The organism is Brevundimonas sp. P2_A6, from assembly GCF_056404975.1.
The window spans coordinates 217,802-241,221 of record NZ_JBFUCZ010000002.1 but is presented as its reverse complement, the minus strand read 5'-3'; the positions used below and the strand labels follow the sequence as shown (position 1 = coordinate 241,221).

Here is a 23,420-nt window from a genome sequence, read left to right as displayed (position 1 = left end):
CTATCGCGTCGCGCGACTTGAGGCCGGTTGGCGTGGGTTGTTGTTGTGCGATGTCAGAAATCGTCGGGCGGCGGTCTAGACCCGGCAAGGCATGCTCGCAAGCGGGGAAGCGGGGGTTTACCCGGGTGGCGCGTCCTGCGACGCTTGCCGCCCCATTGACGAGGAGCCGACATGACGCGCGCACCCTTCGCCGCCGCCCTGCTTTTGTCCGCGATCGCGGGACCTGTCCTGGCCCAGACGCCCCCGGCCACGATCGGCCAGCAGTACGTTCCGGCCCCCTGGTGGATGCGCGATCCGGTGATTGCCTCCATCGGCTATGTGCGGGTGGAGCTTCAGGCCAACCGCGCGGGCTTTTCCGCCACCTTCCAGGTCGTGGACCGCAGCGTGGCCGACGCCTCGAGGAAGGCCGCCGATCAGGTTCGGGCGCTGAGCCAGACTCTGGCGGCTTATGGCGTCGAAAAGGTCCGCGTCGAGACCAGCCTGTCGACCCAGCCGCTGTATGACCAGTACCGTGACGAGAACGGCGTCCTGCGCGACAATACACGCGCCGACCGGATCGAACGCTACCAGGCCCAGGCGACGGTCAGCCTTTCCGTGCGTGACGTCTCCCTGCTGGAGCGGATCTACGCCACGGTCGTCGCGTCCCAGCCCAACTCCATCAGCCAGGTCTATTTCAACCTGGAACCCGACAACGTCGCCAAGACCAATCTGGCCGGGGCCGCCATGCGGGACGCCCGCACCCGCGCCGAGGCGGCGGCCCAGAACGCCGGGGCGACACTAGGCTCGGCGCGCGTGATCGATCCGACTGGGCGCGCCTGCCAGACCGACGTGCTGGCTGGATGGCCGTCCTATGGTTCGGGAGCAAGCCAGGCCACGACGGTAAACTCCGACGACATCGTGGTCACAGCCAGCCGACGCGAGGACCGCGTTGCTTTCGCGCCACCGCCACCGCCGCCCGCCCCCATCGCGGGCCAGACCCCCTCGGAAGCCCAGATCGAGGCGGCGCGACTGGCGCTGCAGCCGCCCTTGCAGACCCTGACCGATCAGGCCTGCGTGGTCTATGGCCTGAACTGAGGTGGGCCGTTTCACCGTCGACCCGGCCTTCGCGGCCGGGTCTGTCTTCGTCGCCGACTGGGACCTGTGCCACGTCCGGCTGCAGGACGATGCCCGCTTTCCCTGGCTGATCCTGATCCCGCGCGCCGTCGACGCGACGGAACTGGACGATCTTTCGGAAGCGGACCGGGTGCGTCTGATGGCCGAGATCGTCGCGGCAGGTTCCCGGGTGCGCGCCCTCGGCCAGGCGACGGGTCGGCCCGTCGAAAAGTTGAACGTCGCGGCCATCGGCAATGTCACGGCCCAGCTGCATGTCCATGTGGTCGGCCGCCGTCGTGACGACGGGCTTTGGCCTGACCCTGTCTGGGGGCGAGGACCCTCGGATCCCTACGCGGCCCGGCTCCGGGCCGCGATCGAGAGCCTGGGCCTGGGCTAGCGCGAGATCGTGACCGGGACGGCACGCCCATCCAGCGTGAGCTCCCCGGTCCAGCCCGGACCGCCGGGCCGCAGCATCAGCCGGCCCTGCGACCAGGACAGGATCACGCCCGCGTCCGAACGCTCGACCTGCTCGATCACGCCCAGTTCGGCCGCGCCACCGTCCTTGCGCCAGGCGCCCTCCAGCGGTCGCCCGCTCCCGGAATCCGTCAGCGCCAGGGAGATCAGCGTGTTGCCGGAAGCGTCCCTGACCCGCCACACTCCATCCAGCGGACCCATCCGCGCATCCATGCTGCGTTCGGCCTGGGCCACCCCGCGGTTGTACGCGTCCTCGGCCGTGCTCGGCGCGTATTCGTAGCTACCGCGATAGGCCTCGACGGCGACCGGTCGAACGATCGGACGCCGCGTCACGTCGCCACCTCCGTCACCCTCGGCCATGATGCGCCCGAAGTTGGACGGCGGCTCGAACGGCCTGACCACCGGCGGCGCATAGACCTGCGCGCCATAGGCCACGGCGCTGTCCTGAAGCGGAGAAAGGGCGAGGGAAAACAGGGCGATCACCAACATCCCCGCAGACTGTCTCCAGTCGGCGCGCGTGGCCAGCCTTTACGGTCAACACGCGAAATCGTGATCGGTTCCCGCTCCGTTGGCGAAGAGGTCGCCTGTGCGGCTGTTTGCAGCGCAGCATCGCGTTGACCCCGCCCCCGCCGGTCCTTAAAGCCATGGCCCATCGCGCTTCTGCTCGACCTTCCTGGTTTTTGAGAACCCTCCGCATGTCGAACGCTCCGCCGGATCGGATCGTGATCCAGCCCAACGGCCGCCCCCGTCCGCTTTCGCCGCACCTGCAGACCTGGCGCTGGCATATCACCATGACGGCCTCGATTCTGTTCCGGTTCACCATCGGGGCCATCAGCGTCGGGGCCCTGATCGCCGTAGGGTGGCTGGGGACGCTGGCGTTCGGGCCCGAGGCCTATGCGACGACGCTGGCCTTCGCCGGATCGCCCCTGGGACTGTTCATCGGTTTCGGCCTGACGGTCGTGCTGTTCTCCCTACTGCTGAACGGCGGGCGCCACCTGATCAATGACACGGGGCGCGGTCTGACGATCAAGTCGGCCGACCTGCTGTCCAACATCGCTGTCTATGCGCCCATCCCGCTGGCGATCGCCTTCTTTGCCGCCCTGTTCGCCTCGGGAAGGATTTCGCTGTGAGCCATCCCGCCCAATACCGGAACGGCGTCCGCGTTTCCGAACGGCACGGCGCCGGCGAGTGGACGCTGGAGAAGATCCTGCTGGCCGCCCTGATGCCGCTGGGCGTCTGGGTCGCCTCGACGGCCTTCACTCTGTCTGGCCAGGGCTATGACGCCGTCCTGCAGTGGTTCGCCAGCCCGGTGAACGCCGGCCTGCTGGCCGCCACCGCCCTGATCGTCTTCGGTTATTCCAGCCTGGCGTGGAAGGTGATCATCGAGGACTACATCCATGTCGCAGGCACCAAGGCCTTGCTGATCGGCCTGGTGAACCTGATCTGTCTCGCAGCGGCGGCGGCGAGCGTTTTCTTCATCGTGCGGCTGGCGCTGGGGTCGGCGCCGCTGCCGGCCGGTTTCGGGATCTGACGACTGATGGCTTCCTACGAATTCGTCGATCACGCCTATGACGTCGTCGTCGTCGGCGCCGGGGGCTCCGGCCTTCGCGCCGCGCTCGGTGCCGCCCAGCAAGGGCTGAAGGTCGCCTGCGTGACCAAGGTCTTTCCGACCCGTTCCCACACCGTGGCGGCGCAGGGCGGCATTTCCGCATCGCTCGGCAACATGGGCGAGGACGACTGGCGCTGGCATATGTACGACACCGTCAAGGGGTCGGACTGGCTGGGCGACCAGGACGCCATCGAATATCTGGTCCGCGAAGCCCCCAAGGCCGTCTACGAGCTGGAACACTGGGGCGTGCCGTTTTCGCGCACGGACGAGGGCAAGATCTATCAGCGCGCCTTCGGCGGCATGACCAGAAACTATGGCGAGGGCCCGGTCCAGCGCACCTGCGCCGCCGCCGACCGCACGGGCCACGCCATCCTGCACACCCTGTATGGCCAGTCGGTCCGGCGCGAGGTCGAGTTCTTCATCGAGTATTTCGCCCTCGACCTGATCATGAACGACGGGGCCTGCCAGGGCGTCACCGCCTGGAAGCTGGACGACGGCACCCTGCACCGCTTCAACGCCAAGCTCGTGATCCTGGCGACCGGCGGCTACGGCCGCGCCTATTTCTCCGCCACCTCCGCCCACACCTGCACCGGCGACGGCAACGCCATGGTCCTGCGCGCGGGCCTCCCGCTGCAGGACATGGAGTTCGTCCAGTTCCACCCGACCGGCATCTACGGCGCCGGCTGCCTGATCACCGAGGGCGCGCGGGGCGAGGGCGGCTATCTGACCAACTCCGAAGGCGAGCGGTTCATGGAACGCTACGCCCCCTCGGCCAAGGATCTGGCGTCGCGCGACGTCGTCAGCCGCTCCATGACCATGGAAATCCGCGAGGGTCGCGGCGTGGGTCCGAACAAGGACCACATCAACCTGCACCTGGATCACCTGGACCCGGCCGTGCTGCACGAACGCCTGCCGGGCATCTCGGAATCGGCCAAGATCTTCGCCGGCGTCGATGTGACCAGGGAGCCGATCCCGGTCATCCCGACCGTCCACTACAACATGGGCGGCATCCCCACGAACTATCACGGCGAGGTCCTGACCAAGGTCGGCGGCAATGCCGACACCGTCGTCCCCGGCCTGATGGCTGTGGGCGAGGCGGCCTGCGTCAGCGTTCACGGCGCCAACCGCCTGGGCTCCAACTCCCTGACCGACCTGGTCGTGTTCGGTCGCGCCGCCGGTCTTCGGGCCGGCGAGGTGGTCGACAAGACCTCGGCCGTCCCGACCGCGACCGCCGCCCACACGGAAGCTCACCTGGCCCGGCTCGACCGCTTCCGTCATGCCTCGGGCTCGACCCCGACGTCCAAGCTGCGCGGCGAGATGCAGCGGGCGATGCAGTCCGACGCGGCGGTGTTCCGCACCGGCGAAACCCTGGACGAGGGCGTGGCCAAGCTGCGCGACATCCATGCGCGGGGCGCAGACATCCGGACCACCGATCGCGGCATGATCTGGAACACCGACCTGGTCGAGACGCTGGAGTACGACAACCTGATCGATCAGGCCCTGGTCACGATCGAAAGCGCCGCCAACCGCAAGGAAAGCCGCGGCGCCCACGCCCGCGAGGACTTCCCCGATCGCCACGACGAAGAGTGGATGAAGCACACCCTGGCCTGGAAGAGGCCGGGCGAGGGCGTCGTCATCGACTACCGCCCGGTGCACGAATACACGATGTCCTCGGACATCGAATACATCAAACCCAAGGCGCGGGTTTACTGAGGAACCGATGGTCCAGCTCACCCTCCCCAGGGGCTCCAAGCCCACGGCCGGCAAGGTCCACAAGGCCCCCGCCGGGGCCAAGAACGTCAAGACCTACAAGGTCTATCGCTACGACCCCGAGGTCGACGCCGACCCGCGCTGGGATGTTTACGAGGTCTCGGCCGACGACCACGGCCCGATGCTGCTGGACGCCCTGATCCACATCAAGTCGACCATCGACCCGACGCTCGCCTTCCGCCGCTCGTGCCGCGAGGGCATCTGCGGCTCCTGCTCCATGAACATCGACGGGCGCAACACCCTGGCCTGCACCAAGGGCTGGGAAGAGTGCTCCTCCTCGACCATCGCCATCAATCCGTTGCCCCACCAGCCGGTGGTCAAGGACCTGGTGACCGACCTGACGCTGTTCTACGCCCAGTACGACTCGATCAAGCCTTACTTGCAGTCCGATGATCCGGACCCGACCACCGAACGCCTGCAGTCGCCGGAGGACCGCGCCAGGCTGGACGGCCTTTACGAGTGCATCCTGTGCGCCTGCTGCTCGACCTCCTGCCCCAGCTACTGGTGGAACCAGACGGAATACCTGGGCCCGGCCGCACTGCTTCAGTCCTACCGCTGGATTTCCGACAGCCGTGACGACAAGACCCAGGCCCGCCTCGACGACCTGGAGGACCCGTTCAAGCTGTACCGCTGCCACACCATCATGAACTGCGCCCAGGTCTGCCCCAAGGGTCTGAACCCGGCCAAGGCCATCGCCGAAACCAAGAAGCTGATGATCGCCCCGGATCGCAAGAAGCAGGCCGCCTAGATTGGCCCGCATCACCTACATCGAGCACGACGGCCGCGAGCACGTCGTTGAGGTCAAATCGGGCCTGTCCGTCATGGAGGGGGCCGTGCGCAACAATGTCCCCGGCATCGACGCGGACTGCGGCGGTGCCTGCGCCTGCGCCACCTGCCACGTCTATGTCGACGAGGCCTGGCGCGACAAGGCGGGCAAGGCCTCGGCCATGGAGGAGTCCATGCTGGACTTCGCCGAAGAGGTCGAGCCGAACTCGCGCCTGTCCTGCCAGATCCGCGTCAGCGACGGGCTGAACGGCCTGATCGTCCGCCTTCCGGCCAACCAGCACTGACAACCGACCGGCTTGAGGCCGGAGCGGCCTTCGCGCGTTTCAGTACAGTGTCCATGTCCAGTTCCCAGGATCGCCGCCTACAGGCGCGCAACCCCGTCAGCGCCCCAGGCGTCGTGATCGTCGAAGGCCGCGAACTGGCGTGCTTGATCGTCGACACGTCCGATGGCGGGATGCGGTTGCGCCTCGATCGCGCCACGACCCTGCCTCGAGACGTCATCCTGGTCGACGTGGCTCGCGCGACGGCGTCCGAAGCCACGGTCGCCTGGCAGAAGGGCATCGAGGCCGGCTTGAAGATCGAACGGGGAACCAGCGTTCGCGGTCTGGTCCCGTCCCGCCTGGCATCGGCGCGTCAGGCCTGGGTCCGCGCCTGCGCCCGCTGAACCGTCAGTTCAGCCGCATCCGCAGTCGATCCATGCTGACCTGATGCACCGGACCGTCCAGGCCCGAGATGCTCCGCGCCCTTTCCAGGGCATCCAGCGCACCCGTCAAGGCCCCCTGTTTTTCACGAGCGGCCGCGACATCCAGCCAGGGTCGATGATCCTCTGGATCGAGCAGGGCCCGGCGCACGGCCGATCGTTCCGCGCCGATATAGTCCTCTGCCCGGATGGCGCGGCTGAACTGGACGTTCTGCAGGCGGATCAGCGCCTCCTTGTCCGTCACGGGGGCCATCAGCAGGTCCAGTCGATCCGCCACATGCGGCGTCAGCCCGGCCCGCAGCGCCCGCCGGGTCAGTTCCGACGGCATCACGACCCGTCCCTGGCTGAACGGGTCCAGAGCCACCGGTCCGGCCGCGGTCTCGACCCGAAGCAGGAAGTGGTTGGGGAAGTCCACCCCGGCCGCCTTCAAGCCCGTCGCCCGGGCCGCGTCCAGATAGAATATCGCCAGGGCGGCCGAGAGACCCCGACGCCGCTCCGCGATGGCGATCACATCGGTGTTCGACGAGTCGTCGTAGTCCAGCAGGTCACCATTCAATCGCAGGTCCGACGCCATGGTCTCGGCCAGGGCGTCGTCCGGGCTTTCGCCGGAGATCCGCTCGGCCAGTCGCTCGCGCGCCGCCTCGGCCAGCCGCCGTACCGGTTCCGGATCGCGAAACGGATAGTCGTGGATCGCACAGGCGATCGCGGCCTCAAGCAACGGAAACGCCTCGTCCTCGGCCAGCCCGGCCTCGGCGAGCACACGCTCTGCATCGTTTCGTGTCATGGCGACGTCCCCCGACGACGCGTCCCAACCCCTTGGAACTACAGGCCTCGACGATGGCGCGGAATATCCCCGGACGCCAGCGTCACAGTGTCGACCCTCAGCGACAATCCTTTCAGACCGGGTCTTTGGCGCAACACCGCCTGACCGGCTGCGCGCAGTCGCTCCAGTTGCGCAGGCCTGAGCGCCGTCAGCGCCGCCTCGCGCGTCACGCGGCGCTTGACCTCCACCACGGCCAGCACGCGGCCCTTGCGGGCCAGGATATCGATCTCTGCGCCGGGGGTCTTCAGCCGAAAGCCGAGGATTTGGTAGCCCTTCAGCATCAGCCACAGCGCGGCGATCCATTCCGCTCCATGCCCCTCGGCGAACGCTCGCCCACCCCTGTTCCGGCGCTGCTCCGAGGCGGTGCGCGCGGGCTGGACCGGTCGCCGGACGCGCACGGGTCTCATCCCCGCCCCTGCAGCTCCAGCGCCCGGCGATAGAGCGCCTTTCGGGGCAGATCGAGCGCGCGCGACACCTCCGACGCCGCTTCGCCGGGAGCCAGGCGCGCCAGCGCCTCGATCAGGGCCGCGTCTGCATCGGCGGCGCTGGCGGTCTCGGTCTCTCCCGGTCCGACGACCACGACGATCTCGCCCTTCGGTCCATCCAGCGCCGGATCGTTCGCCAGCGCGTCCAGCGGGCCCCGCACGCAGGTTTCGTAGAGTTTGGTCAGCTCGCGGCAGACCGCCGCCGGACGGGGTCCCAGCACCGCCGCCATGTCGGTCAGACTGGCCCTCAGACGGGGTCCGCTCTCGAAGAAGACCAGGGTCTGGCGCGCGCCTTTCAGATCGGCCAGCATCGCCTGCCGACCCGCCGACTTGGGCGGCAGGAAACCCGCGAACATCACCCGGTCGGCCGGAAGTCCGGACAGGACCAGCGCCGCCAGCAGGCTGGACGCCCCGGGGATGGGATACACGGGCAAGCCCGCCGCGATCACCGCGCGCGCCACGACGAAGCCGGGGTCGGAAATCACCGGCGTGCCCGCGTCCGACACCAGGGCCACCACCGCTCCCTCGCCGATCCGCTGGATGGCCAGTTCCGCCGCGTGGGCGGAGGCATGGTCGTCGCAGCGTTCCAGCTTCGCCTTCAGCCCATAGGCACCGAGCAGCTTCGCCGAGACCCGCGTATCCTCGGCCAGCACCAGATCGGCCGCCGCCAGCACGTCCAGCGCCCGCAGCGTCATGTCGCGCAGGTTTCCGATCGGGGTGGAGACCAGATACAGCCCCGCCGCCACCGGCCGGGGCGGCGGGGCGGTCGGTGGAAAAGGGCTGGGCTCGTTCATCGTCCGACCGTGCCAGCCGGGGCGATGCGGGGCAATGGCCGCCTCATGTCAGCAAGGCTTTCAACACCGCGTCCAGTACCGGCCGCCCGCGCGCCGTCGCCGCCAGCCGGCCATCGGCGACCTGGACAAAGCCGTCCTCGACAAGCGCCGCGACGGGGCCGGGCTCCTCATGCAGACCCAGAACGGACAGATCGCTCAACCTCACGCCCTCGACCGTCCGCAGACCCAGCAGAACCCGCTCCTCGGCCGCCCCCCGCACGTCCAGACGCGACGTCTCCGACCATGGCGTGCCCAAGGCGACGCCCTCGACATAGGGCCCGATCCTGCGCTCGGCGACCGTCACGGTGCGCACGCCATCCAGTGTAAGCCGCCCATGCGCGCCCGGGCCGACACCGACGTAGTCGCCTCCGCGCCAGACGTGCAGATTGTGCGCCGACCGGGCGGCCAGGCCACGCGCGTGATTGGATACCTCATAGGCTTCGAAGCCCGCGCCACCCAGAACCGCCTGTGTCGCCTCGTAAAGATCCGCCGCCCGGTCTTCGTCCGGCGGCACGAGGGTGCCGCGCTCCAAGGCCCGCCCGAAGGCGGTCGTGGCCTCGATGGTCAGCTGATAGGGAGAGACGTGTTCGAACCCCATCGCGACGGCTTCGGTCAGCGCCTGGGTCCAGACCCGAACCGTCTGTCCCGGCAGGGCATAGATCAGGTCGATCGACAGCCGCCCGAACACCGCTCCCGCGACCTCGATCGCGCGGCGCGCCTCCCCCGCCGAGTGATTGCGACCCAGAAAGCCCAATGCCGCATCGTCCAGTGACTGAACGCCCAGCGACAGCCGGTTGACGCCCGCGTCCCGCAGCGCCGCGAAATGGGCCGCCTCCGCGTCGGTCGGATTGGCCTCGAGGGTGATCTCGACCTCGCCACCGCCCGGAAACAGACCACGCGCTCGCTCGACCACACGCGCGACGTCGGTGGGCCGCATCAGGGACGGCGTTCCGCCGCCGAAGAAGATCGAGGCCAGGGGTCGCCCGTCCAGAAGCGCACCCTGCGCCGACAGGTCGGTCAGGATCGCCTCGACCAGGACGGCCTGCTCGTCGCGCCAACCCCGGTCGCGCACGACATTGAAGTCGCAATAGGGGCAGATGCGCGCGCAGTACGGCCAGTGAACATAGACGGCGACCGGGCCGGTACCCTCAGTCAATGAGCGCGGCCTTCAGCTTCTCGAAGGCCCGGGTCCGGTGGCTGAGGCTGTCCTTCAACTCCGGCTCCATCTCGCCGAAGGTCTGCGTGTAGCCGTCGGGAATAAAGATGGGATCATAGCCGAAGCCCCGGTCGCCCCGCCGTGGAAAGGTCACCACGCCGTCGACCCGCCCCTCGACGACCACGCAGGGTCCGTCGGGCCATGCCACGGCCAGGGCCGAGGTGAACCAGGCGGTCCGGTCGCGCGCGCCCAGTTCCTCCAGCCGCGTCTCGATCTTGTCCATGGCCAGGTTGAAATCCCTTTGTGGCCCGCCCCAGCGTGCGGAGAATATCCCCGGTGCCCCGTCCAGCGCCGCGACCGACAGGCCGGAATCGTCGGCCAGGCAGACTTCGCCGCAGAAAGCCGCCGCATGACGCGCCTTCAGCATGGCGTTGCCGACAAAAGTGGTCTCGGTTTCAGCCGGTTCGGGCAGATTCACCTCCGTCGCGGTGACCACCGTGTAATGTCCATCCAGAAGAGCGTGGATTTCGCGCGCCTTGCCCGCGTTGTGGGTGGCGGCCACCAACCGCATCCCCTTGATAAGCTTCAACTTCATACGAACTCCGCTGGCCGTAACAATTCATTGCCTAAGTTTAATATCGTTAAACGATATGTAACGTGACTGGAAGGCACGCACGTCCTATCTATGATCTCAAGAACGGCAGCCACGACGTTCCCCGGTTTGGTCGAAATGAGCAAATCGAAGCCTGTGGTTAAGGAATGCGGGCAACAAATGACCCGCTTCAGGATCGAAAGAACAAGACGATGAACACGTTGAACGCCTCGCTGATGATGGACAAGGTCGGCACCGTCCTGGTGAACGCCGCCCTCCTCGCCGCCCTGCCGACCGCCCTGGTCGCCATTCTGGTCCAGGCTTTCTAAGAAGGGTCGCCAGCACGACGTGTCGCTATGGTCGCGACGCGGTCGCTCCCGACTTGAGCGACGATTGCGAACGATCGGGTCGCTCGAATAGCGTGGCTCCACGAGCCGGGCCAGAGCAATCCGGAACTCTGTCGCTCCAGCAGCAAGGCTCCGCGAGCCGAGCGTTGGCGACACTCTTCAAAAAAGAGAGCTTTGACGCCAGTGATGAAGAACGCGATGAAGACAACCGCGTCGGGGTTCGCCGGACCCCGCGCGGCCATCGCGCCCTGATCGTTCCGGCCGAGTTCTCCCATGCCTTCTGAGCGGCCCGAACGAAGCCTGCCGAAACCGCCCCCTGCGGGAATTCGCGCGCCGTTCGCCATGCCCTTCCAGACATTCAAGACGCCCTTCAAGACCCTGGGTCCGGGGTCCGTCTCCAGCCTGCTGAAGATCGCGCTGGACGTGGCCTATGTGCTGCTCATGCTGATCACGGCCGTGCTTTTGCTGCTGTTCGTGGCGGCGCTGTTCATTCCGGTCAGCCAGTACAACATCACCTTCACCAATGACGACGGCGGCACCCAGCAACCGTTGACGCGCGCGCTGGTTCTGTTCGGCGTCGGGGCGTTTTCCGCCTATTTCGGCGGTTTCCTGCTGATCCTGAGAAATCTGCGGATGATCTTTCGCACCCTGACCCTGGGCGACCCCTTCCAGCCGGACAACGTCCGCCGCCTGCGTCAGGTGGGACTGATCCTGGCGGTCGTCACCGCCGGCGTGTGGCTGGCCCAGGGCATGGTCGCCGCGCGGCTGGCCCCCGGCGTGATGGATTCTCAAGGCCTGGGCGAACTTCTGACGCCGATCTTTTCGGTTCTGGTGGTCTTCGTCCTGGCCGAGGTGTTCCGCGAAGGGGCCCGGCTCAGACGCGAGGCGGAGTTGACGATCTGATGCCTGCAACCCACGCCGAACGCGCTCGAGCAGCGAGCGACCGCAGAGCCTGTCCTCCGGCCGATCGAAGATCGGACCGGGGGCCGAGCGTCAGCGCTCCGAAGGGCCGCTAGAATGGCGATTCGCGTTCAGCTGGACAAAATCCTGGTCGAGCGGCGGATGTCGCTGACCGAGCTGGCCGATCGGGTGGGCGTCACCCTGGCCAATCTGTCGATCCTGAAGACCGGCAAGGCGCGGGCGGTCCGGTTCTCCACCCTGTATGCCCTGTGCCGCGAGCTGGACTGTCAGCCGGGGGACCTGCTGGTCTATGAGCCTGGCCCGCCGGAGCCGGACGCCGACGGCGAAGACGACTGAGCCGGTGGCGCGCCGACCGCCCCCCGACCTGACCCTGGAAGACCGCCGCATCTGGGCCCGGGTCTCCGGGACGGTCACGCCCCCCCGGACGCGAAAGGCGGCGCGCGTGACACCCGGCGCCATTCTGCCGGACGAGCCGCTGAAGCCAGAGACGATCAAGGCTCCGAAGCCGCTTACCCCAGCCAGATCGCAGGCTCCGGCGAGGATCCGGACCACGCCGTCGGCCGCGCCCAAGCCGCCACCCGCCGCCCCGCGTTCTGTTCCCGAAGAACTGGAACCCCGCCGCCAGCGCCGCCTGTCGCGAGAGCGCGACCCGATCGAGGCCTCCATCGACCTGCACGGCTTTTCCCGGTTCGAGGCCGAGGACCAGCTGCGCGCCTTCCTGATGGGATCACAGGCACGCGGCCTGCGGGCCGTGCTCGTGGTCACGGGTCAGGGCCGGCGCGGCGGGGGCGTCATCCGCGCCTCGATCCACGAATGGCTGCAGGGTCACGCGCTCAGGGGCATCGTCTCCGGCTTCGCCATGGCCCACCGCCGCCACGGGGGCGACGGGGCCATCTATGTGACGCTGAAACGCCGCTAATTCAGTTTGAGGCCATGCTCGGTCGCCAGATCGGCCAGCACGACCATCGGGCGCGGGCCCCAGTGGGCGATGACTTCCGATGCTGCCAGCGAGCCCAGCTTGCCGGACTGCTCCAGCGTCAGGCCGCGCGCGACGCCCAGCAGGAAGCCGGCGGCGTATTGATCGCCGGCACCCGTTGTGTCGACGACCTTGGCGACGGGATAGGCGGCGACAGCCACCCGGTCGTCGCCCGACAGGATCATCGAGCCGTGCTCGCCGCGCGTGATGGCCGCGATCTCGACCATGGACGCGAGCTTTGCAGACGCGGCGTCGAAATCGTCCGTCTCGAACAGAGCGGCCAGCTCGCCTTCGTTGGCCAGGACGATGTCGGCGGACGTTTCGATGAAGGCCAGCAGTTCGGCGCGCCAGCGGGCGACGACGAAGGTGTCCGACAGGGTGATGGCGACCTTGCGACCCGCCTTGTGCGCGGCGGCGGCGGCGGCTTCGAACGCCGCGCGGGCCGGGGCCGGGTCGAACAGATAGCCCTCCAGATAGACGATGGCGCTGGAACCGATCAGGTCGGCGTCGATGTCCTCGACCCCCAGCTGGTTCGCCGCCCCCAGAAAGGTGCACATGGTGCGCTGGCCGTCGGGCGTGACGTTGATCAGGCAGCGACCGGTTCCCGCGCCGCCTTCCAGCACCGGGGTGTCGAAATGAACACCCGCCGCCCGGATGTCGTGGCTGAAAACCTGGCCCAGGGTGTCCGGGGCGACCTTGCCGACATAGGCCGCACGCCCGCCGTAGCTGCCGACACCCGCGACCGTATTGCCGGCCGAACCGCCCGAGGCCTCCACCCCCGCCGCCATGGCATCGTACAGGGCCGCGCTCTGGGTCTCGTCGACCAGCTGCATCGAGCCCGGCGTCAATGATTGCGCAGCCAGGAAGGCGTCGTCGCAGGGGCTGAGGACATCGACGATGGCGTTACCGACGGCGCAGACGTCATAGGTGGAGGCATTCTGGGTCATGACGGCCCCTTAGCGGGCCGAACGTCGCTGCGCCAGAGGCTGGTTACCGAAGGTTCACTTGTCCCGCCCGTCGCCTCTGGCAAGACATTGCGTCCCCGCAGGAGATCGCCATGCTCAGCCTCGTCGCCGCCCTCGCGCTTCAGACCGCACTTCCAACGGCCCTGCCCGACGGTGGGCGGCTGAGCGAGGAGGCCAAATGCTACACCCTGAGCCTGAACCGTGACGGCACGCCGACCCCCATCGGCGTGACCTGGCAGACCACCGAACGGGACACGATCGATGGGCGAGCGGTCCTGAGGGTGGTCGTGCATCAGTCCGTCAACGGCGGCCGCTTCGACATGAAGGACGCTTTCGTGCTGGACGCGGTCGATCTGCGTCCGATCTCGCTGGTCAACACCCGCCAGGGCCAGGTGCATGTGCGCGCGACCTATGGCCCCGAGCGGATCACGGGCGAGACGATCGAGAACGGCGTCTCCACCCCCATCGACGTGCCTCTGACCGGGCCGGTGTGGGAGGGCAATCTGTTCGGTCTGACCTTCGCGGCCCTGCCCCTGGCCGAGGGGGCGTCCTTTACGCTGCCGTACTGGCAATACGACAAGGGGTTCGGCACCTTCACGATCCGCGTTACCGGCCGCGAGACAGTCCGGACGCCGGACGGCGACATCCCGGCCTGGACGGTCGATGCGGGCCCCGACGAGCAAAGCCGTGTGACCTATCTGATTTCGACATCCGGCAATCGCGAACTGGGCTATCGCGCCGGGCCGGGGTCGCAGGTATTGGGCGGGGACTGCTCCTCGCTGGAAACCACGCCCTGACCGAAATCGCCGTCCTGACCCCCGCCGCCGACGACGGCACCTATGGCCCGCACTGGCCCCTGGTGCTGGAGCGGCTGTCCGCCGCCCTGGCGCTGAAGGGGGTCACGACGCGCCCGATGGCCTGGCCCGATCATGCTCGGGATGGTTCGGGGCTGTGCGATTACCCCCTGGTCTTGCCGCTGCTGGCCTGGGGCTATCACCAGCATCACGATCTGTGGCTTGAAGCGACCACGACCTGGGCCGAGGCGGCCGTGCGTCTGGCCAATCCGGCCAGCGTCCTCAGGTGGAACTCCGACAAGGCCTATCTGCGGCGTCTGGAGGCGGTGGGCATCGCCATCCCGCCGACGGCCTGGACCGACCGCGTCAACCAGACCGAGGTCGAAGCCGCCTTCGATCGCTTCGCGACCGACACTCTGATCGTCAAGCCGACGGTTTCCGGCGGGGCGTGGAGGACGTTGAAGATCGGTCGCGGCGAACCTCTGGTCGATGCGCCGCAGGGCTCCGCCATGATCCAGCCCTTCCTGCCCGACCTCGCCACGGGGGGCGAGCTGTCGCTGCTGTTCTTCGGCAGACAGCTGAGCCACGCCGTGCTGAAGACCGCCGCGCCCGGCGACTTCCGCATCCAGTCCCAGTTCGGCGGCCGCTACGAGGTGATCGCCCATCCTCCGGTCCAGGCCCTGGCTCTGGCCGACCGTGTGCTGACGGCGATCGAGGAGCCGCTGCTCTACGCCCGCATCGACGTGGTCGAGCACGCGGGGCAGTGGCTGCTGATGGAGGCCGAGCTGATCGAACCGGACTTCTACCTGTCCGAAGCCCCCGACCGGGGTTTGCGCTTCGCCGAGGCGGTGCGGGCGCGGCTGGACGGCTGAGCCGCCTCGCCGGTCGCGGCCATCAGACCCCGCGCGGGGCACAGGTCCGAGATCACGCACCCGGCGCAGTCCGGCTTCCTGGCCGTGCAGGCATAGCGGCCGTGCAGGATCAGCCAGTGGTGAGCCTTGGGCAGGAAGGCTTCGGGCACGATCTTGTGCAGCTGGTCCTCGACCTTGTCGGCCGTCGCGGCGTTGGCCAGGCCCAGCCGGTGCGAGACGCGAAACACATGGGTGTCCACCGCGATGGCGGGCTCGATCCCCAGTTCGTTCAGCACCACGCTGGCCGTCTTTCGCCCCACCCCCGGCAGGGCCTGCAGGTCCGCGCGGTTCAGCGGCGTCACCCCGCCGTGCTGCTCCAGGATGAGCCGGGACAGGGCGATGACGTTCCGGGCCTTGCCGCGATACAGGCCGATCGAGGCGATGTAGGGGACCAGCCCCTCCTCTCCCAGCGCCAGCATCTTCGCGGGCGTGTCGGCGACGGCGAACAGCTTTTCGGTGGCCTTGTTGACCGATACGTCCGTGGCCTGGGCCGACAGGGCGACGGCGACCACCAGGGTGAAGGGGTCCTGAAACGTCAGTTCGGTCTTCGGCTCCGGCATGACCCTGGCCAGGCGCTCGAAGATGGCTTCGACCCGGTCTTCGTCCGGCGGCCAGGCGAAGACGGGGATCGGCGCGCCGGTCATGATGCCGCCGGGCTTTCGGGCGGACGGGCGGACGGGTGCCTTCACGCAGCCTCGCCGGACAGACGCGGGTCGATCCCCAGGGCCGTCATCGCCTCTACCGCCGCGCGCTCCCCCTCTTCCCAGGCCCCGTGGGCGGTGCCGTAGAAGCCCCGCGACGTCGCCTCGCCCGCAATGAAAATGCGGTTCTCGATCGGCTGGCGCAGCCGGGCCCGCGCGCCGGTCTCGGGATCGCCTTGGCCCGGCAGGACGTGGGAATAGGCCCCCATCGAGAACGGCTCGGCCCCCCACATCGAGGTCGCCAGCGGGGTCAACCGCCGCCGGAAGCTGGAGCCCAGCAGGTCGGCCAGTTCGGTCGCGGCGAAGTCGAAAAAGGCTTCCGGCCCCTCGGCCTCCAGCCCCCAGGCGAGGTCACCGCCGAAATAGCCCTCGATCATCGGCCGGCCGAAGGGGCGCAGGTGGTAGCCGCCGGTCTGGGACGTGTCGGTCCTGCCCCACAACTGGCTGTCCTTGGGAAAATCGTCGGCCCCGTCCACCGCCATGTGCAGCTTGGACGCCAGCCCCAGGGGTGCCCCCGCCGCCGCCTCGATCAGGTCGGGCAGGGGCGGATCGAACCGCACCGCCTCGGAGGCGATCACCGAGGTCGGCAGGGTCAGGATCACCGCCCTCGCCTCGATCCGCCCGCGCGCCGTGTCGATCTTCAGCAGGGGCCCCGACCGGTCGATCCGCTCGACCGGGCAGTTCATCACCACGGGCACGTCTGCCCCCAGCGCGGCGACCAGGGTGCCGTAGCCCTCGACCACCCGCCAATTCACGCCCGTGTCCTCGTAGGCGTCGTAGTCGAGGGTCGAGACCTCGGCGAACTTCGCCCCGTTTAGCGCGCCAGAGATCGCATCCATCCGGCCGTTCCAGCGCTCTCCGGGGACGAACAGGTCCGAGGCCGGGCGGTCCTGGCCGCCCTCGGCCGCGCGCGCGACCCGCTCGTCGAAGGCGGCATAGGCCTCTCCGAACTGTTTCTGCTCGTCGGGCGTCAGGCCCAGGTTGAAGGCCTGCTGGCGCCAGGGCGGCGGCGTCTCGTCGATGGTGAAGCCCAGGGCGCGACCCTTTGCCGCCAGCACGTTCGCGTCCGCCGAATGCAGCCAGCCGCAGCCGAGGTCCAGGCCATGGCCCTCGCGCTGGACCGTATGCGCCCGCCCGCCAATCCGGTCGCGGGCTTCCAGCACCACGCATTCGACCCCGGCGGCCGTCAGACGGCGCGCCGTCGACAGCCCGGCCGGACCCGCGCCGATCACGGCGACGTCGATGGAGGATGGCAGGCGGATGGGAGACCTCATGGGGCTGGAATGCCCGGAAACATGACGTGTTCACGGAACACGACAACCGCTTATTGATTTTTGGACGATACAGTCCATTTTACGCCCGTTCCTCCCCGAACACGTTTTCGTCCGTCCGTTCAGAGATATCGCTCCATGGCCCTCGCCCCCAGCATCAAGAAACGCCTGCCTCTGATCCTGGGGGCCGTCGTGGTCGTCGGTCTGGTCATCGGCGGCGGTCTGTGGTGGACCAACAAGCAGCGGTGGGAAACCACCGACAACGCCTTCGTCCAGGCCGACACCACCCTCGTCAGCCCCCAGATCGACGGCTATGTGTCCGAGGTGCTGGTCACGGACAACCAGCGAGTCGAGCAGGGTCAGGTCCTCGTGCGGCTGGATGACGCGGACGCCAAGGCCAAGCTGGCCCAGGCCGAGGCCAATCTGGCGGCCCTGCTGGCGGCGGTCGACAATGTCGATGCGCGCGCGGCCCAGGAACAGGCCATGATCGCCTCGCGCGCCGCCGGGGTCGCCCAGGCCCGCGCCCAGGCCAATCTGGCCCAGGCGCAGGTCCAGCGATATTCGACCCTTCAGAGTCAGGGCTGGGTGTCGCAGCAGCGCATCGAGACCGAACGGGCCGGGGCGCAGACCGCCGCCGCGTCCGTCGCGGAGGCCCAGGCCGCACTGGTCGCCGAACAGCGCACCGCCGGCGTGCTCGGCTCGACCCGTAGCCAGAGCCTGGCCGCAGTCGAACAGGCCCGCGCAGCCGTCGAGCTGGCCCGCACCAATCTGGATCGCACCATCATCCGCGCGCCCGTCGCCGGGGTCGTCGGCGCGCGCGGCGTGCGCGCTGGCCAGTATGTCCGTCCCGGCGGCCAGATGCTGTCGCTGGTGCCGCTGGGCGATACCTATGTCGTCGCCAACTTCAAGGAGACCCAGCTGGGTCGCCTGCGTCTGGGCCAGACCGTCCATATCTCGGCCGACGCCTTCCCCGATCAGGACCTGACCGGCCGCATCGAGAGCTTCGCGCCCGCCACGGGTGCCGAGTTCGCCCTGATCCCGGTCGAGAACGCAACCGGCAACTTCACCAAGATCACCCAGCGCGTCCCGGTCCGCATCCTGGTGTCGCGCGCCAACGGCGGCGCCGCGCTTCGCCCCGGCCTGTCGGTCGAGGTCAAGGTCGATCTGAAGAGCGCGGGCGGCGTCAGCTTCGCAGAGGCCGCTTCGGGGCCCACGCGGCTTGCCGACGCCGGAACCACGGTCGCCCGATGACCGCCGCCGCATTGGACGGCGCCCGGCTGGCCGCGCCCGCTACGGCGGAGCCGAAGGTCAACTGGACCTTCCTGATCCTGGGGTTCGCCGGGATGGTGATCGGCCAGTTCATGGCCATTCTGGACATCCAGATCGTCTCGGCCTCCCTGCCCCAGATCCAGTCCGGCATCGGCGCATCCGCCGACGAGATCAGCTGGATCCAGACCGCCTATCTGATTCCCGAGGTCGTGATGATCCCGCTGTCGGGATACCTGTCGCGTCTGTGGGGCACCCAGAGGGTCTTCCTGATCAGCTGCGGCGGCTTCGTCATCATGAGCGTGGCGACCGGATTGTCCTCCTCGGTCGAGGTGATGATCCTGTTCCGGGCCATTCAGGGCTTCGTCGGCGGGGCCATGATCCCGACCGTCTTCGCGGTCGCCTTCACCGCCTTTCCGCCGTCCAAGCGCGTCACCGCCTCGGTCTTCATCGGCCTGATCGTGACCCTGGCCCCCACCATCGGGCCGACGCTGGGCGGACACCTGACCGAGGCGCTGAGCTGGCGCTGGCTGTTCTTCATCAACGTGCCGTTCGGCCTTTTGTCCTTCTTCCTGGTCTGGCGCTACGCCAACTTCGACAAGGGCGACCCCAGCCTGTCAAAGGGCTTCGACTGGCTGGGCCTGGGCCTGATGGCCACCTTCCTGATGAGCATGCAGTTCGTGCTCGAGGAAGGTTCCAAGAACAGCTGGTTCGCCGATGACCAGATCCTGCTGCTGACGGTGGTGGCGGCGCTGTGCGGCCCTGCGTTCGTCTGGCGCTCGCTCAGCTACTACAATCCGGTGGTCGAGCTTCGGGCCTTCAACAACCGGAACTTCCTGGTCGGCACCTTCATGACCTTCACAGTGGGCGCGGCCCTGTTCGGCGGCACCTTCCTGCTTCCGCTGTTCCTGGCGCGGGTGCGGGACTATTCGCCGGCCGAGGTGGGCACCACCATGGTCGTGTCGGGCCTGGCCATGTTCGCCACGGGTCCCTTCGCCGGCCGGCTGGTGCGCGTGCTGGATCTGCGCATCCTGATGTTCGGCGGCTTCATGATGGCCGCCTGGGGCATGTGGGAGGCGCATGCCGTCACCACCGAATGGGGCTTCTGGCAGTTCGCGGGCGTCCAGGCCCTGCGCGGCTCGGGTGTCATGCTGGCCATGATCGCGGCCCAGCAGGTGACCATGTCGACCATGCCGCCGCACATGGTGAAGAACGCGTCGGGCCTGGTGAATCTGTTCCGGAACGTCGGCGGCGCCTTCGGCCTGGCCTATCTGAACACGTCCCTGACCACCAACACCGCCATTCACATGGGCGAGCTGACCAGCCGGATCAGCGTGACCAGCACCGGCATGCAGGACATGCTGACGGGCATCGCCGCGCGCATGTCTGGTTCGATCGACCCGGAGGGCGCGGCGATGAAGGCGATGTATGGGATCCTGCATCGCCAGGCGACGACTCTGGCCTTCGGCGATGCCTTCACCATTCTGGCCATGGGATGCGCGCTCGCCGCCTGCGTCACCCTGTTGTCCAAGCCGGTGAAGCCCGGCACCGGCACGCCGCCGCCGGCGGACGCCCACTGATGGCCCGGGTCGCCGGCCAGATCGACGAACGCAAGTCCGAGGCCATTCTGGACGCCGCTTCGGACCTGTTCGCCGAAAGGGGTGGGGCCGCCTCCATGGACGCGATCGCGCGGCGGGCGGGCGTGTCGAAACAGACGCTCTACAACCGCTACGGCTCCAAGGTGGACATTGGCCGGGCTCTGGCCGAGCGGCGATCGGACCTGATCACCGCGCCGCTGCGTGCGGGGGGCGATCCCCAGACCGTGCTGACCGCCCTGGCCGAGGCGATGCTGAACAAGCTGTGCACCGCCGACGGCCGAAGTTCCATGCGGGGCGTGGCCCTGATGTCGCCGCACGCGCCCGACCTGGCCGACGCCGTCTATCACGCCGGTCCGGGCGAGAGCCTGCGCCGCCTGGCGCTGTGGCTGGCCGAGCAGGACCGGCTGGGCCTGATCCGCGTACCCGACCCCGAGGGCGCGGCCGAGATGTTCAGCGGCATGACCATGGGCCACGGTCACCTGCGCGGCATCCTGGGCATCGACGAGCCCCGTCCGATCGACATCCCGGCCCGTGCCCGCGAGACGGCCCAGCGCTTCCTGCGGGCTTTCGCGGTCTGACTTCTCCACGCCTCGCCGTCGCGCTAGAATCCCGTGACACGCCGCGCTCAAGCAGCGAGCGCCCGCGGCGCGAGCGATAGCGCCATACAAGGACGTCTTCATGCTGATCGCCTTTTCCGCCTGGCCCGAGATCGACGCGCGCCTGAAGTCGACGAAGACCGTCGTCATCCCCATCGGCTCGAACGAGCAACATGGCCCGACCGGCCTGCTCGGCACCGATTGGCTGTGCCCCGAGATCATCGCCCACGCCGCCGAAAAGACCGACGACGGCCTGGTCGTCGCGCCCACCTTCAACATCGGCATGGCCCAGCACCATCTGGCCTTTGCCGGCACGATCTCCCTGCGTCCCTCGACCTTCATGGCCGCGATCACCGACTGGGTCAGTTCGCTCAGCCGCCATGGCTTCGAGCGGATCTATTTCCTGAACGGCCACGGCGGGAACGTCGCCACGATCGAGGCGACGTTCTCGGAGCTCTATGCGGAGTGGAGCTTCCTCGACGAACCGTGCCCCTATGTGCTGAAGCTCAGGAACTGGTGGGACCTTCCCGGCGTCATGGGCGTCTGCAACGGCCTGTTCCCGACCGGCCACGGCATGCACGCCACCCCGTCCGAGATCGCGGTGACCCAGGCCGCCTATCCCGACCGCATCAAGACGGCCGAATATTCGCCCAGGATCGCCCCATCCGGCCCCATCCGCGACGCCGCCGACTATCGCGCCCGCTTCCCCGACGGCCGCATCGGCTCGGATCCCGGTCAGGCCAGCCCCGAAAAGGGCCGGCGGATCATCGACGCGGCCATCCCCGCCCTGCTGAAGGACGTCGCCGCCTTCGCTAATGAACCCTTGCCCGCCTGACGAAACCGGCCCAATCCCGTCCCCATGACCCTGCTCGACAAAACCATCCGCGACGGCAAGCACGCGGCCAGCAATGCCCGTTCGGCCGGTGACAACGCCGTCCATGGCGGCGAGATGCTGCGTGCGGCCTCCGACGTCATCGCCGCCCGCCTGACCATCATGGCCGAGGGCCTGGCCAATCCGATGAAGGCCGACATGGCCGAGATGTCGCTGATGAGCACGGAGAAGATGCAGGCCATGACCGCCTCGGCTGCCGCCGTCGCTGCCGATATGGGCGATCTGGCGGCACGCGTGTCGAAGTCCGCCCTGGACGAGGTCGCCCACGCCCAGCGCGCCGCCTCGCAGATGGCGACCGCCGCCTCGCCCCAGGCCGCCGCGACCGCACAGTTCAACTACGCCGTCGCCTGGTGGGGCCGCGCGACCGGTCAGATGCTGACCCTGAACACCGAACTGCTGAAAGCCCAGGCCGATGCGCTGAAACCCATCCACACCGCCGCCCTCGCCAACGCCAGAAGGCTGAAACGTTAAGCCGTCCGGATGATCCCGCCCTCCGCCTGCACGGGCCAGGGCGTCAGCTTTCCGCCCGCGCACGGTCCGCCGACGCAGGCCCCCGACAGCGGCTCGAACACCGCCCCGTGCCAGCCGCACAGGATCAGCGATCCGTCGGGCGTCAGATATCGATCCATCTCGATCGCGATCGGAAACCCCTGGTGCGGGCAGCGATCGACCCAGCCCGCGACCTCGCCCGCCTTGCGCACCACGAAGCCGTGGAAATAGGCCTCGCCGATCTGAAGGACGAACCCCCGCGATCCCGGTTCGGCGATATCGTCCAGCGCGCACAGGGCCACCCCGGCCGGCGTTGTCCAGACCCGCTTTCGCTCCAGCGCCGGCGTCTCGCTCATTCCCGTTCGGCCTTCAGCGGACGCGACAGCAGGGCCTCGATCAGAGCCTCGACCGTCGTCTCCCCTGCCAGCAGGGCCGCGACCGCTTCGCAGATCGGCATTTCGACGCCGACGCGGCGCGCCAGGTCGCGCACCGCCGGCGCGCTCTCATAGCCCTCGGCCACCGAGCGCTTGCCCGCCAGCGCCTGTTCGATCGTCTGGCCTTCGCCCAGCGCCAGACCCAGGCTCATGTTCCGCGACTGAGGGCTGGAGCAGGTCAGGACGAGGTCGCCCAGGCCGCAAAGACCCGCCACGGTGGCCGGCTCGCCGCCCAGCGCCACGCCCAGTCGCGTCATTTCCGCGAAGCCCCGCGTGATCAGCGCCGCATGCGCCGACTTGCCCAGCCGCCGTCCCTCGGACAGGCCGCAGGCGATGGCCAGGACATTCTTGACCGCCCCCCCGACCTCGGCCCCGATCAGGTCGGTGGCCAGATAGGGCCGGAAGGCCGGGCCTGACAGGGTCTCCATCAGCGTCTCGCCCAGTGTGGCGTCGGCGCAGGCCAGGGTAACCGCGGTCGGCAACCCCCGCGAAACATCGGCTGCGAAACTGGGGCCCGACAGAACCGCGGCAGGGGCATCGGAGATCGTCTCGGCCAGCACCTCGGTCATCAGCTTCAACGAGCCGCGCTCGATGCCCTTGGAACACAGCACGATCGGCGCGCCCGCCTTGTGATGCGGGGCATAGGCGGCCAGGGTCCCGCGCATGAACTGCGCGGGCGGCACCGCCAGCACCAGGTCGCATTCCGCCAGCCCCGCCAGATCCGCCGTCACCGAGATCGCATCGTCCAGCACGACGCCGGGCAGGAAGGCCTCGTTGATTCGGCGGTTCGTGATGCTCTCGACCACCTCGGGCTCGCGCGCCTGCAGGACGACGTTCAGTCCGGCGCGGGCGCAGACCAGGGCCAGGGCCGTGCCCCACGCCCCCGCGCCGATGACCCCTGCGGTGCGAAACATGCATTCTCCTTGGCCTAACGCCTCG

Annotated in this window: 30 protein-coding genes; 19 read left to right on the top strand and 11 right to left on the bottom strand. The window is 68.5% G+C overall.

Annotation, left to right across the window (positions count from 1 at the left end):
* Window positions 1-171 precede the first annotated feature (171 nt).
* Entirely contained in the window at window positions 172-1,074 is a 903-nt protein-coding gene (locus AC1DW4_RS06670) for an SIMPL domain-containing protein (protein WP_477016467.1), read from the top strand.
* Between the two features lies 1 nt (window position 1,075).
* A complete protein-coding gene (locus AC1DW4_RS06665) occupies window positions 1,076-1,489 on the top strand; it encodes an HIT domain-containing protein (protein WP_477016466.1) in 414 nt (137 codons plus the stop codon).
* Here the strand turns inward: AC1DW4_RS06665 and AC1DW4_RS06660 are convergent.
* Window positions 1,486-2,049 carry a hypothetical protein gene (locus AC1DW4_RS06660; protein ID WP_477016465.1) on the bottom strand — a complete coding sequence of 188 codons (564 nt, stop codon included), beginning with the start codon at window positions 2,047-2,049 and terminating at the stop codon, window positions 1,486-1,488. The two genes, AC1DW4_RS06665 and AC1DW4_RS06660, sit on opposite strands and share 4 nt — an antisense overlap.
* Window positions 2,050-2,261: 212 nt before the next feature.
* Here AC1DW4_RS06660 and sdhC point away from each other — a divergent pair, with 212 nt between their 5' ends.
* Genes sdhC through AC1DW4_RS06630 form a run of 6 tightly spaced genes read left to right on the top strand, consistent with a single transcriptional unit; the run spans window position 2,262 to window position 6,395 of the window.
* On the top strand, window positions 2,262-2,696 hold the full coding sequence (sdhC, locus tag AC1DW4_RS06655) for a succinate dehydrogenase, cytochrome b556 subunit (RefSeq protein WP_477016464.1): 435 nt from the start codon (window positions 2,262-2,264) through the stop codon (window positions 2,694-2,696).
* Window positions 2,693-3,097, top strand: a complete 405-nt coding sequence (gene sdhD / locus AC1DW4_RS06650; RefSeq protein WP_477016463.1) for a succinate dehydrogenase, hydrophobic membrane anchor protein — start codon at window positions 2,693-2,695, stop codon at window positions 3,095-3,097. Before sdhC ends, sdhD begins: the two co-directional genes overlap by 4 nt.
* 6 nt (window positions 3,098-3,103) lie before the next feature.
* Window positions 3,104-4,888 (top strand): succinate dehydrogenase flavoprotein subunit, encoded by a 1,785-nt coding sequence (gene sdhA / locus AC1DW4_RS06645; protein WP_477016462.1) that lies wholly within the window; start codon window positions 3,104-3,106, stop codon window positions 4,886-4,888.
* Window positions 4,889-4,895: 7 nt separating this feature from the next.
* Entirely contained in the window at window positions 4,896-5,693 is a 798-nt protein-coding gene (locus tag AC1DW4_RS06640) for a succinate dehydrogenase iron-sulfur subunit (RefSeq protein ID WP_477016461.1), read from the top strand.
* Window position 5,694: 1 nt separating this feature from the next.
* A complete protein-coding gene (locus AC1DW4_RS06635) occupies window positions 5,695-6,015 on the top strand; it encodes a 2Fe-2S iron-sulfur cluster-binding protein (RefSeq protein WP_477016460.1) in 321 nt (106 codons plus the stop codon).
* 53 nt (window positions 6,016-6,068) lie between these two features.
* The gene (locus tag AC1DW4_RS06630) at window positions 6,069-6,395 is read left to right on the top strand and encodes a PilZ domain-containing protein (RefSeq protein WP_477016459.1); all 327 of its coding nucleotides are present in this window, start codon (window positions 6,069-6,071) and stop codon (window positions 6,393-6,395) included.
* Between the two features lie 4 nt (window positions 6,396-6,399).
* Here the strand turns inward: AC1DW4_RS06630 and AC1DW4_RS06625 are convergent, their stop codons facing one another.
* Genes AC1DW4_RS06625 through rdgB form a run of 5 tightly spaced genes read right to left on the bottom strand, consistent with a single transcriptional unit; the run spans window position 6,400 to window position 10,323 of the window.
* Window positions 6,400-7,215, bottom strand: a complete 816-nt coding sequence (locus AC1DW4_RS06625; protein ID WP_477016458.1) for a SirB1 family protein — start codon at window positions 7,213-7,215, stop codon at window positions 6,400-6,402.
* Between the two features lie 38 nt (window positions 7,216-7,253).
* On the bottom strand, window positions 7,254-7,661 hold the full coding sequence (locus AC1DW4_RS06620; RefSeq protein ID WP_477016457.1) for a YraN family protein: 408 nt from the start codon (window positions 7,659-7,661) through the stop codon (window positions 7,254-7,256).
* Window positions 7,658-8,533: a 16S rRNA (cytidine(1402)-2'-O)-methyltransferase gene (gene rsmI, locus AC1DW4_RS06615; RefSeq protein ID WP_477016456.1), complete on the bottom strand. Its 876-nt coding sequence runs from the start codon at window positions 8,531-8,533 to the stop codon at window positions 7,658-7,660. Before rsmI ends, AC1DW4_RS06620 begins: the two co-directional genes overlap by 4 nt.
* 43 nt (window positions 8,534-8,576) lie before the next feature.
* On the bottom strand, window positions 8,577-9,728 hold the full coding sequence (gene hemW / locus AC1DW4_RS06610; RefSeq protein ID WP_477016455.1) for a radical SAM family heme chaperone HemW: 1,152 nt from the start codon (window positions 9,726-9,728) through the stop codon (window positions 8,577-8,579).
* Window positions 9,721-10,323: an RdgB/HAM1 family non-canonical purine NTP pyrophosphatase gene (gene rdgB, locus AC1DW4_RS06605; RefSeq protein WP_477016454.1), complete on the bottom strand. Its 603-nt coding sequence runs from the start codon at window positions 10,321-10,323 to the stop codon at window positions 9,721-9,723. Before rdgB ends, hemW begins: the two co-directional genes overlap by 8 nt.
* Window positions 10,324-10,813: 490 nt before the next feature.
* Here rdgB and AC1DW4_RS06600 point away from each other — a divergent pair, with 490 nt between their 5' ends.
* The 4 genes from AC1DW4_RS06600 (at window position 10,814) to AC1DW4_RS06585 (ending at window position 12,507) form a co-directional block, all read left to right on the top strand.
* Window positions 10,814-10,951, top strand: a complete 138-nt coding sequence (locus AC1DW4_RS06600; protein WP_477016453.1) for a hypothetical protein — start codon at window positions 10,814-10,816, stop codon at window positions 10,949-10,951.
* A 58-nt stretch (window positions 10,952-11,009) separates the two neighbouring features.
* Window positions 11,010-11,570, top strand: coding sequence for a DUF2975 domain-containing protein (locus AC1DW4_RS06595; protein ID WP_477016452.1), 561 nt, complete (start codon window positions 11,010-11,012; stop codon window positions 11,568-11,570).
* 114 nt (window positions 11,571-11,684) lie between these two features.
* Window positions 11,685-11,924 (top strand): helix-turn-helix domain-containing protein, encoded by a 240-nt coding sequence (locus tag AC1DW4_RS06590; RefSeq protein ID WP_477016451.1) that lies wholly within the window; start codon window positions 11,685-11,687, stop codon window positions 11,922-11,924.
* Between the two features lie 4 nt (window positions 11,925-11,928).
* Window positions 11,929-12,507, top strand: coding sequence for a Smr/MutS family protein (locus AC1DW4_RS06585; protein ID WP_477016450.1), 579 nt, complete (start codon window positions 11,929-11,931; stop codon window positions 12,505-12,507).
* Here AC1DW4_RS06585 and AC1DW4_RS06580 read toward each other — a convergent pair.
* Window positions 12,504-13,511 carry an adenosine kinase gene (locus tag AC1DW4_RS06580; RefSeq protein WP_477016449.1) on the bottom strand — a complete coding sequence of 336 codons (1,008 nt, stop codon included), beginning with the start codon at window positions 13,509-13,511 and terminating at the stop codon, window positions 12,504-12,506. The two genes, AC1DW4_RS06585 and AC1DW4_RS06580, sit on opposite strands and share 4 nt — an antisense overlap.
* A 110-nt stretch (window positions 13,512-13,621) precedes the next feature.
* On the opposite strand from AC1DW4_RS06580, the gene AC1DW4_RS06575 reads away from it, so the two are divergent.
* Complete coding sequence (locus tag AC1DW4_RS06575) at window positions 13,622-14,326, top strand: DUF3108 domain-containing protein (RefSeq protein WP_477016448.1); 705 nt, start codon at window positions 13,622-13,624, stop codon at window positions 14,324-14,326.
* A gap of 62 nt (window positions 14,327-14,388) precedes the next feature.
* Window positions 14,389-15,195, top strand: a complete 807-nt coding sequence (locus AC1DW4_RS06570) for an ATP-grasp domain-containing protein (RefSeq protein ID WP_477016447.1) — start codon at window positions 14,389-14,391, stop codon at window positions 15,193-15,195.
* Here the strand turns inward: AC1DW4_RS06570 and nth are convergent.
* Complete coding sequence (gene nth / locus AC1DW4_RS06565) at window positions 15,126-15,878, bottom strand: endonuclease III (RefSeq protein ID WP_477016916.1); 753 nt, start codon at window positions 15,876-15,878, stop codon at window positions 15,126-15,128. The genes AC1DW4_RS06570 and nth overlap by 70 nt on opposite strands.
* A 41-nt stretch (window positions 15,879-15,919) precedes the next feature.
* A complete protein-coding gene (locus AC1DW4_RS06560; protein WP_477016446.1) occupies window positions 15,920-17,209 on the bottom strand; it encodes a flavin monoamine oxidase family protein in 1,290 nt (429 codons plus the stop codon).
* Window positions 17,210-17,344: 135 nt separating this feature from the next.
* Between AC1DW4_RS06560 and AC1DW4_RS06555 the strand changes: the two genes are divergently transcribed.
* The 5 genes from AC1DW4_RS06555 to AC1DW4_RS06535 all read left to right on the top strand — a co-directional run bounded on the left by AC1DW4_RS06555 (window position 17,345) and on the right by AC1DW4_RS06535 (window position 22,029).
* The gene (locus AC1DW4_RS06555; RefSeq protein ID WP_477016445.1) at window positions 17,345-18,457 is read left to right on the top strand and encodes an HlyD family secretion protein; all 1,113 of its coding nucleotides are present in this window, start codon (window positions 17,345-17,347) and stop codon (window positions 18,455-18,457) included.
* Window positions 18,454-20,052: a DHA2 family efflux MFS transporter permease subunit gene (locus AC1DW4_RS06550; RefSeq protein WP_477016444.1), complete on the top strand. Its 1,599-nt coding sequence runs from the start codon at window positions 18,454-18,456 to the stop codon at window positions 20,050-20,052. Before AC1DW4_RS06555 ends, AC1DW4_RS06550 begins: the two co-directional genes overlap by 4 nt.
* A complete protein-coding gene (locus tag AC1DW4_RS06545; RefSeq protein WP_477016443.1) occupies window positions 20,052-20,648 on the top strand; it encodes a TetR/AcrR family transcriptional regulator in 597 nt (198 codons plus the stop codon). The genes AC1DW4_RS06550 and AC1DW4_RS06545 overlap by 1 nt, the downstream gene beginning before the upstream one ends.
* Before the next feature lie 100 nt (window positions 20,649-20,748).
* Window positions 20,749-21,501, top strand: a complete 753-nt coding sequence (locus tag AC1DW4_RS06540) for a creatininase family protein (protein WP_477016442.1) — start codon at window positions 20,749-20,751, stop codon at window positions 21,499-21,501.
* Between the two features lie 24 nt (window positions 21,502-21,525).
* Window positions 21,526-22,029 carry a phasin gene (locus AC1DW4_RS06535; RefSeq protein WP_477016441.1) on the top strand — a complete coding sequence of 168 codons (504 nt, stop codon included), beginning with the start codon at window positions 21,526-21,528 and terminating at the stop codon, window positions 22,027-22,029.
* Here AC1DW4_RS06535 and AC1DW4_RS06530 read toward each other — a convergent pair.
* Window positions 22,026-22,403 carry a Rieske (2Fe-2S) protein gene (locus AC1DW4_RS06530; protein WP_477016440.1) on the bottom strand — a complete coding sequence of 126 codons (378 nt, stop codon included), beginning with the start codon at window positions 22,401-22,403 and terminating at the stop codon, window positions 22,026-22,028. The two genes, AC1DW4_RS06535 and AC1DW4_RS06530, sit on opposite strands and share 4 nt — an antisense overlap.
* Window positions 22,400-23,395 carry an NAD(P)H-dependent glycerol-3-phosphate dehydrogenase gene (locus AC1DW4_RS06525; protein WP_477016439.1) on the bottom strand — a complete coding sequence of 332 codons (996 nt, stop codon included), beginning with the start codon at window positions 23,393-23,395 and terminating at the stop codon, window positions 22,400-22,402. Before AC1DW4_RS06525 ends, AC1DW4_RS06530 begins: the two co-directional genes overlap by 4 nt.
* Window positions 23,396-23,420 lie beyond the last annotated feature (25 nt).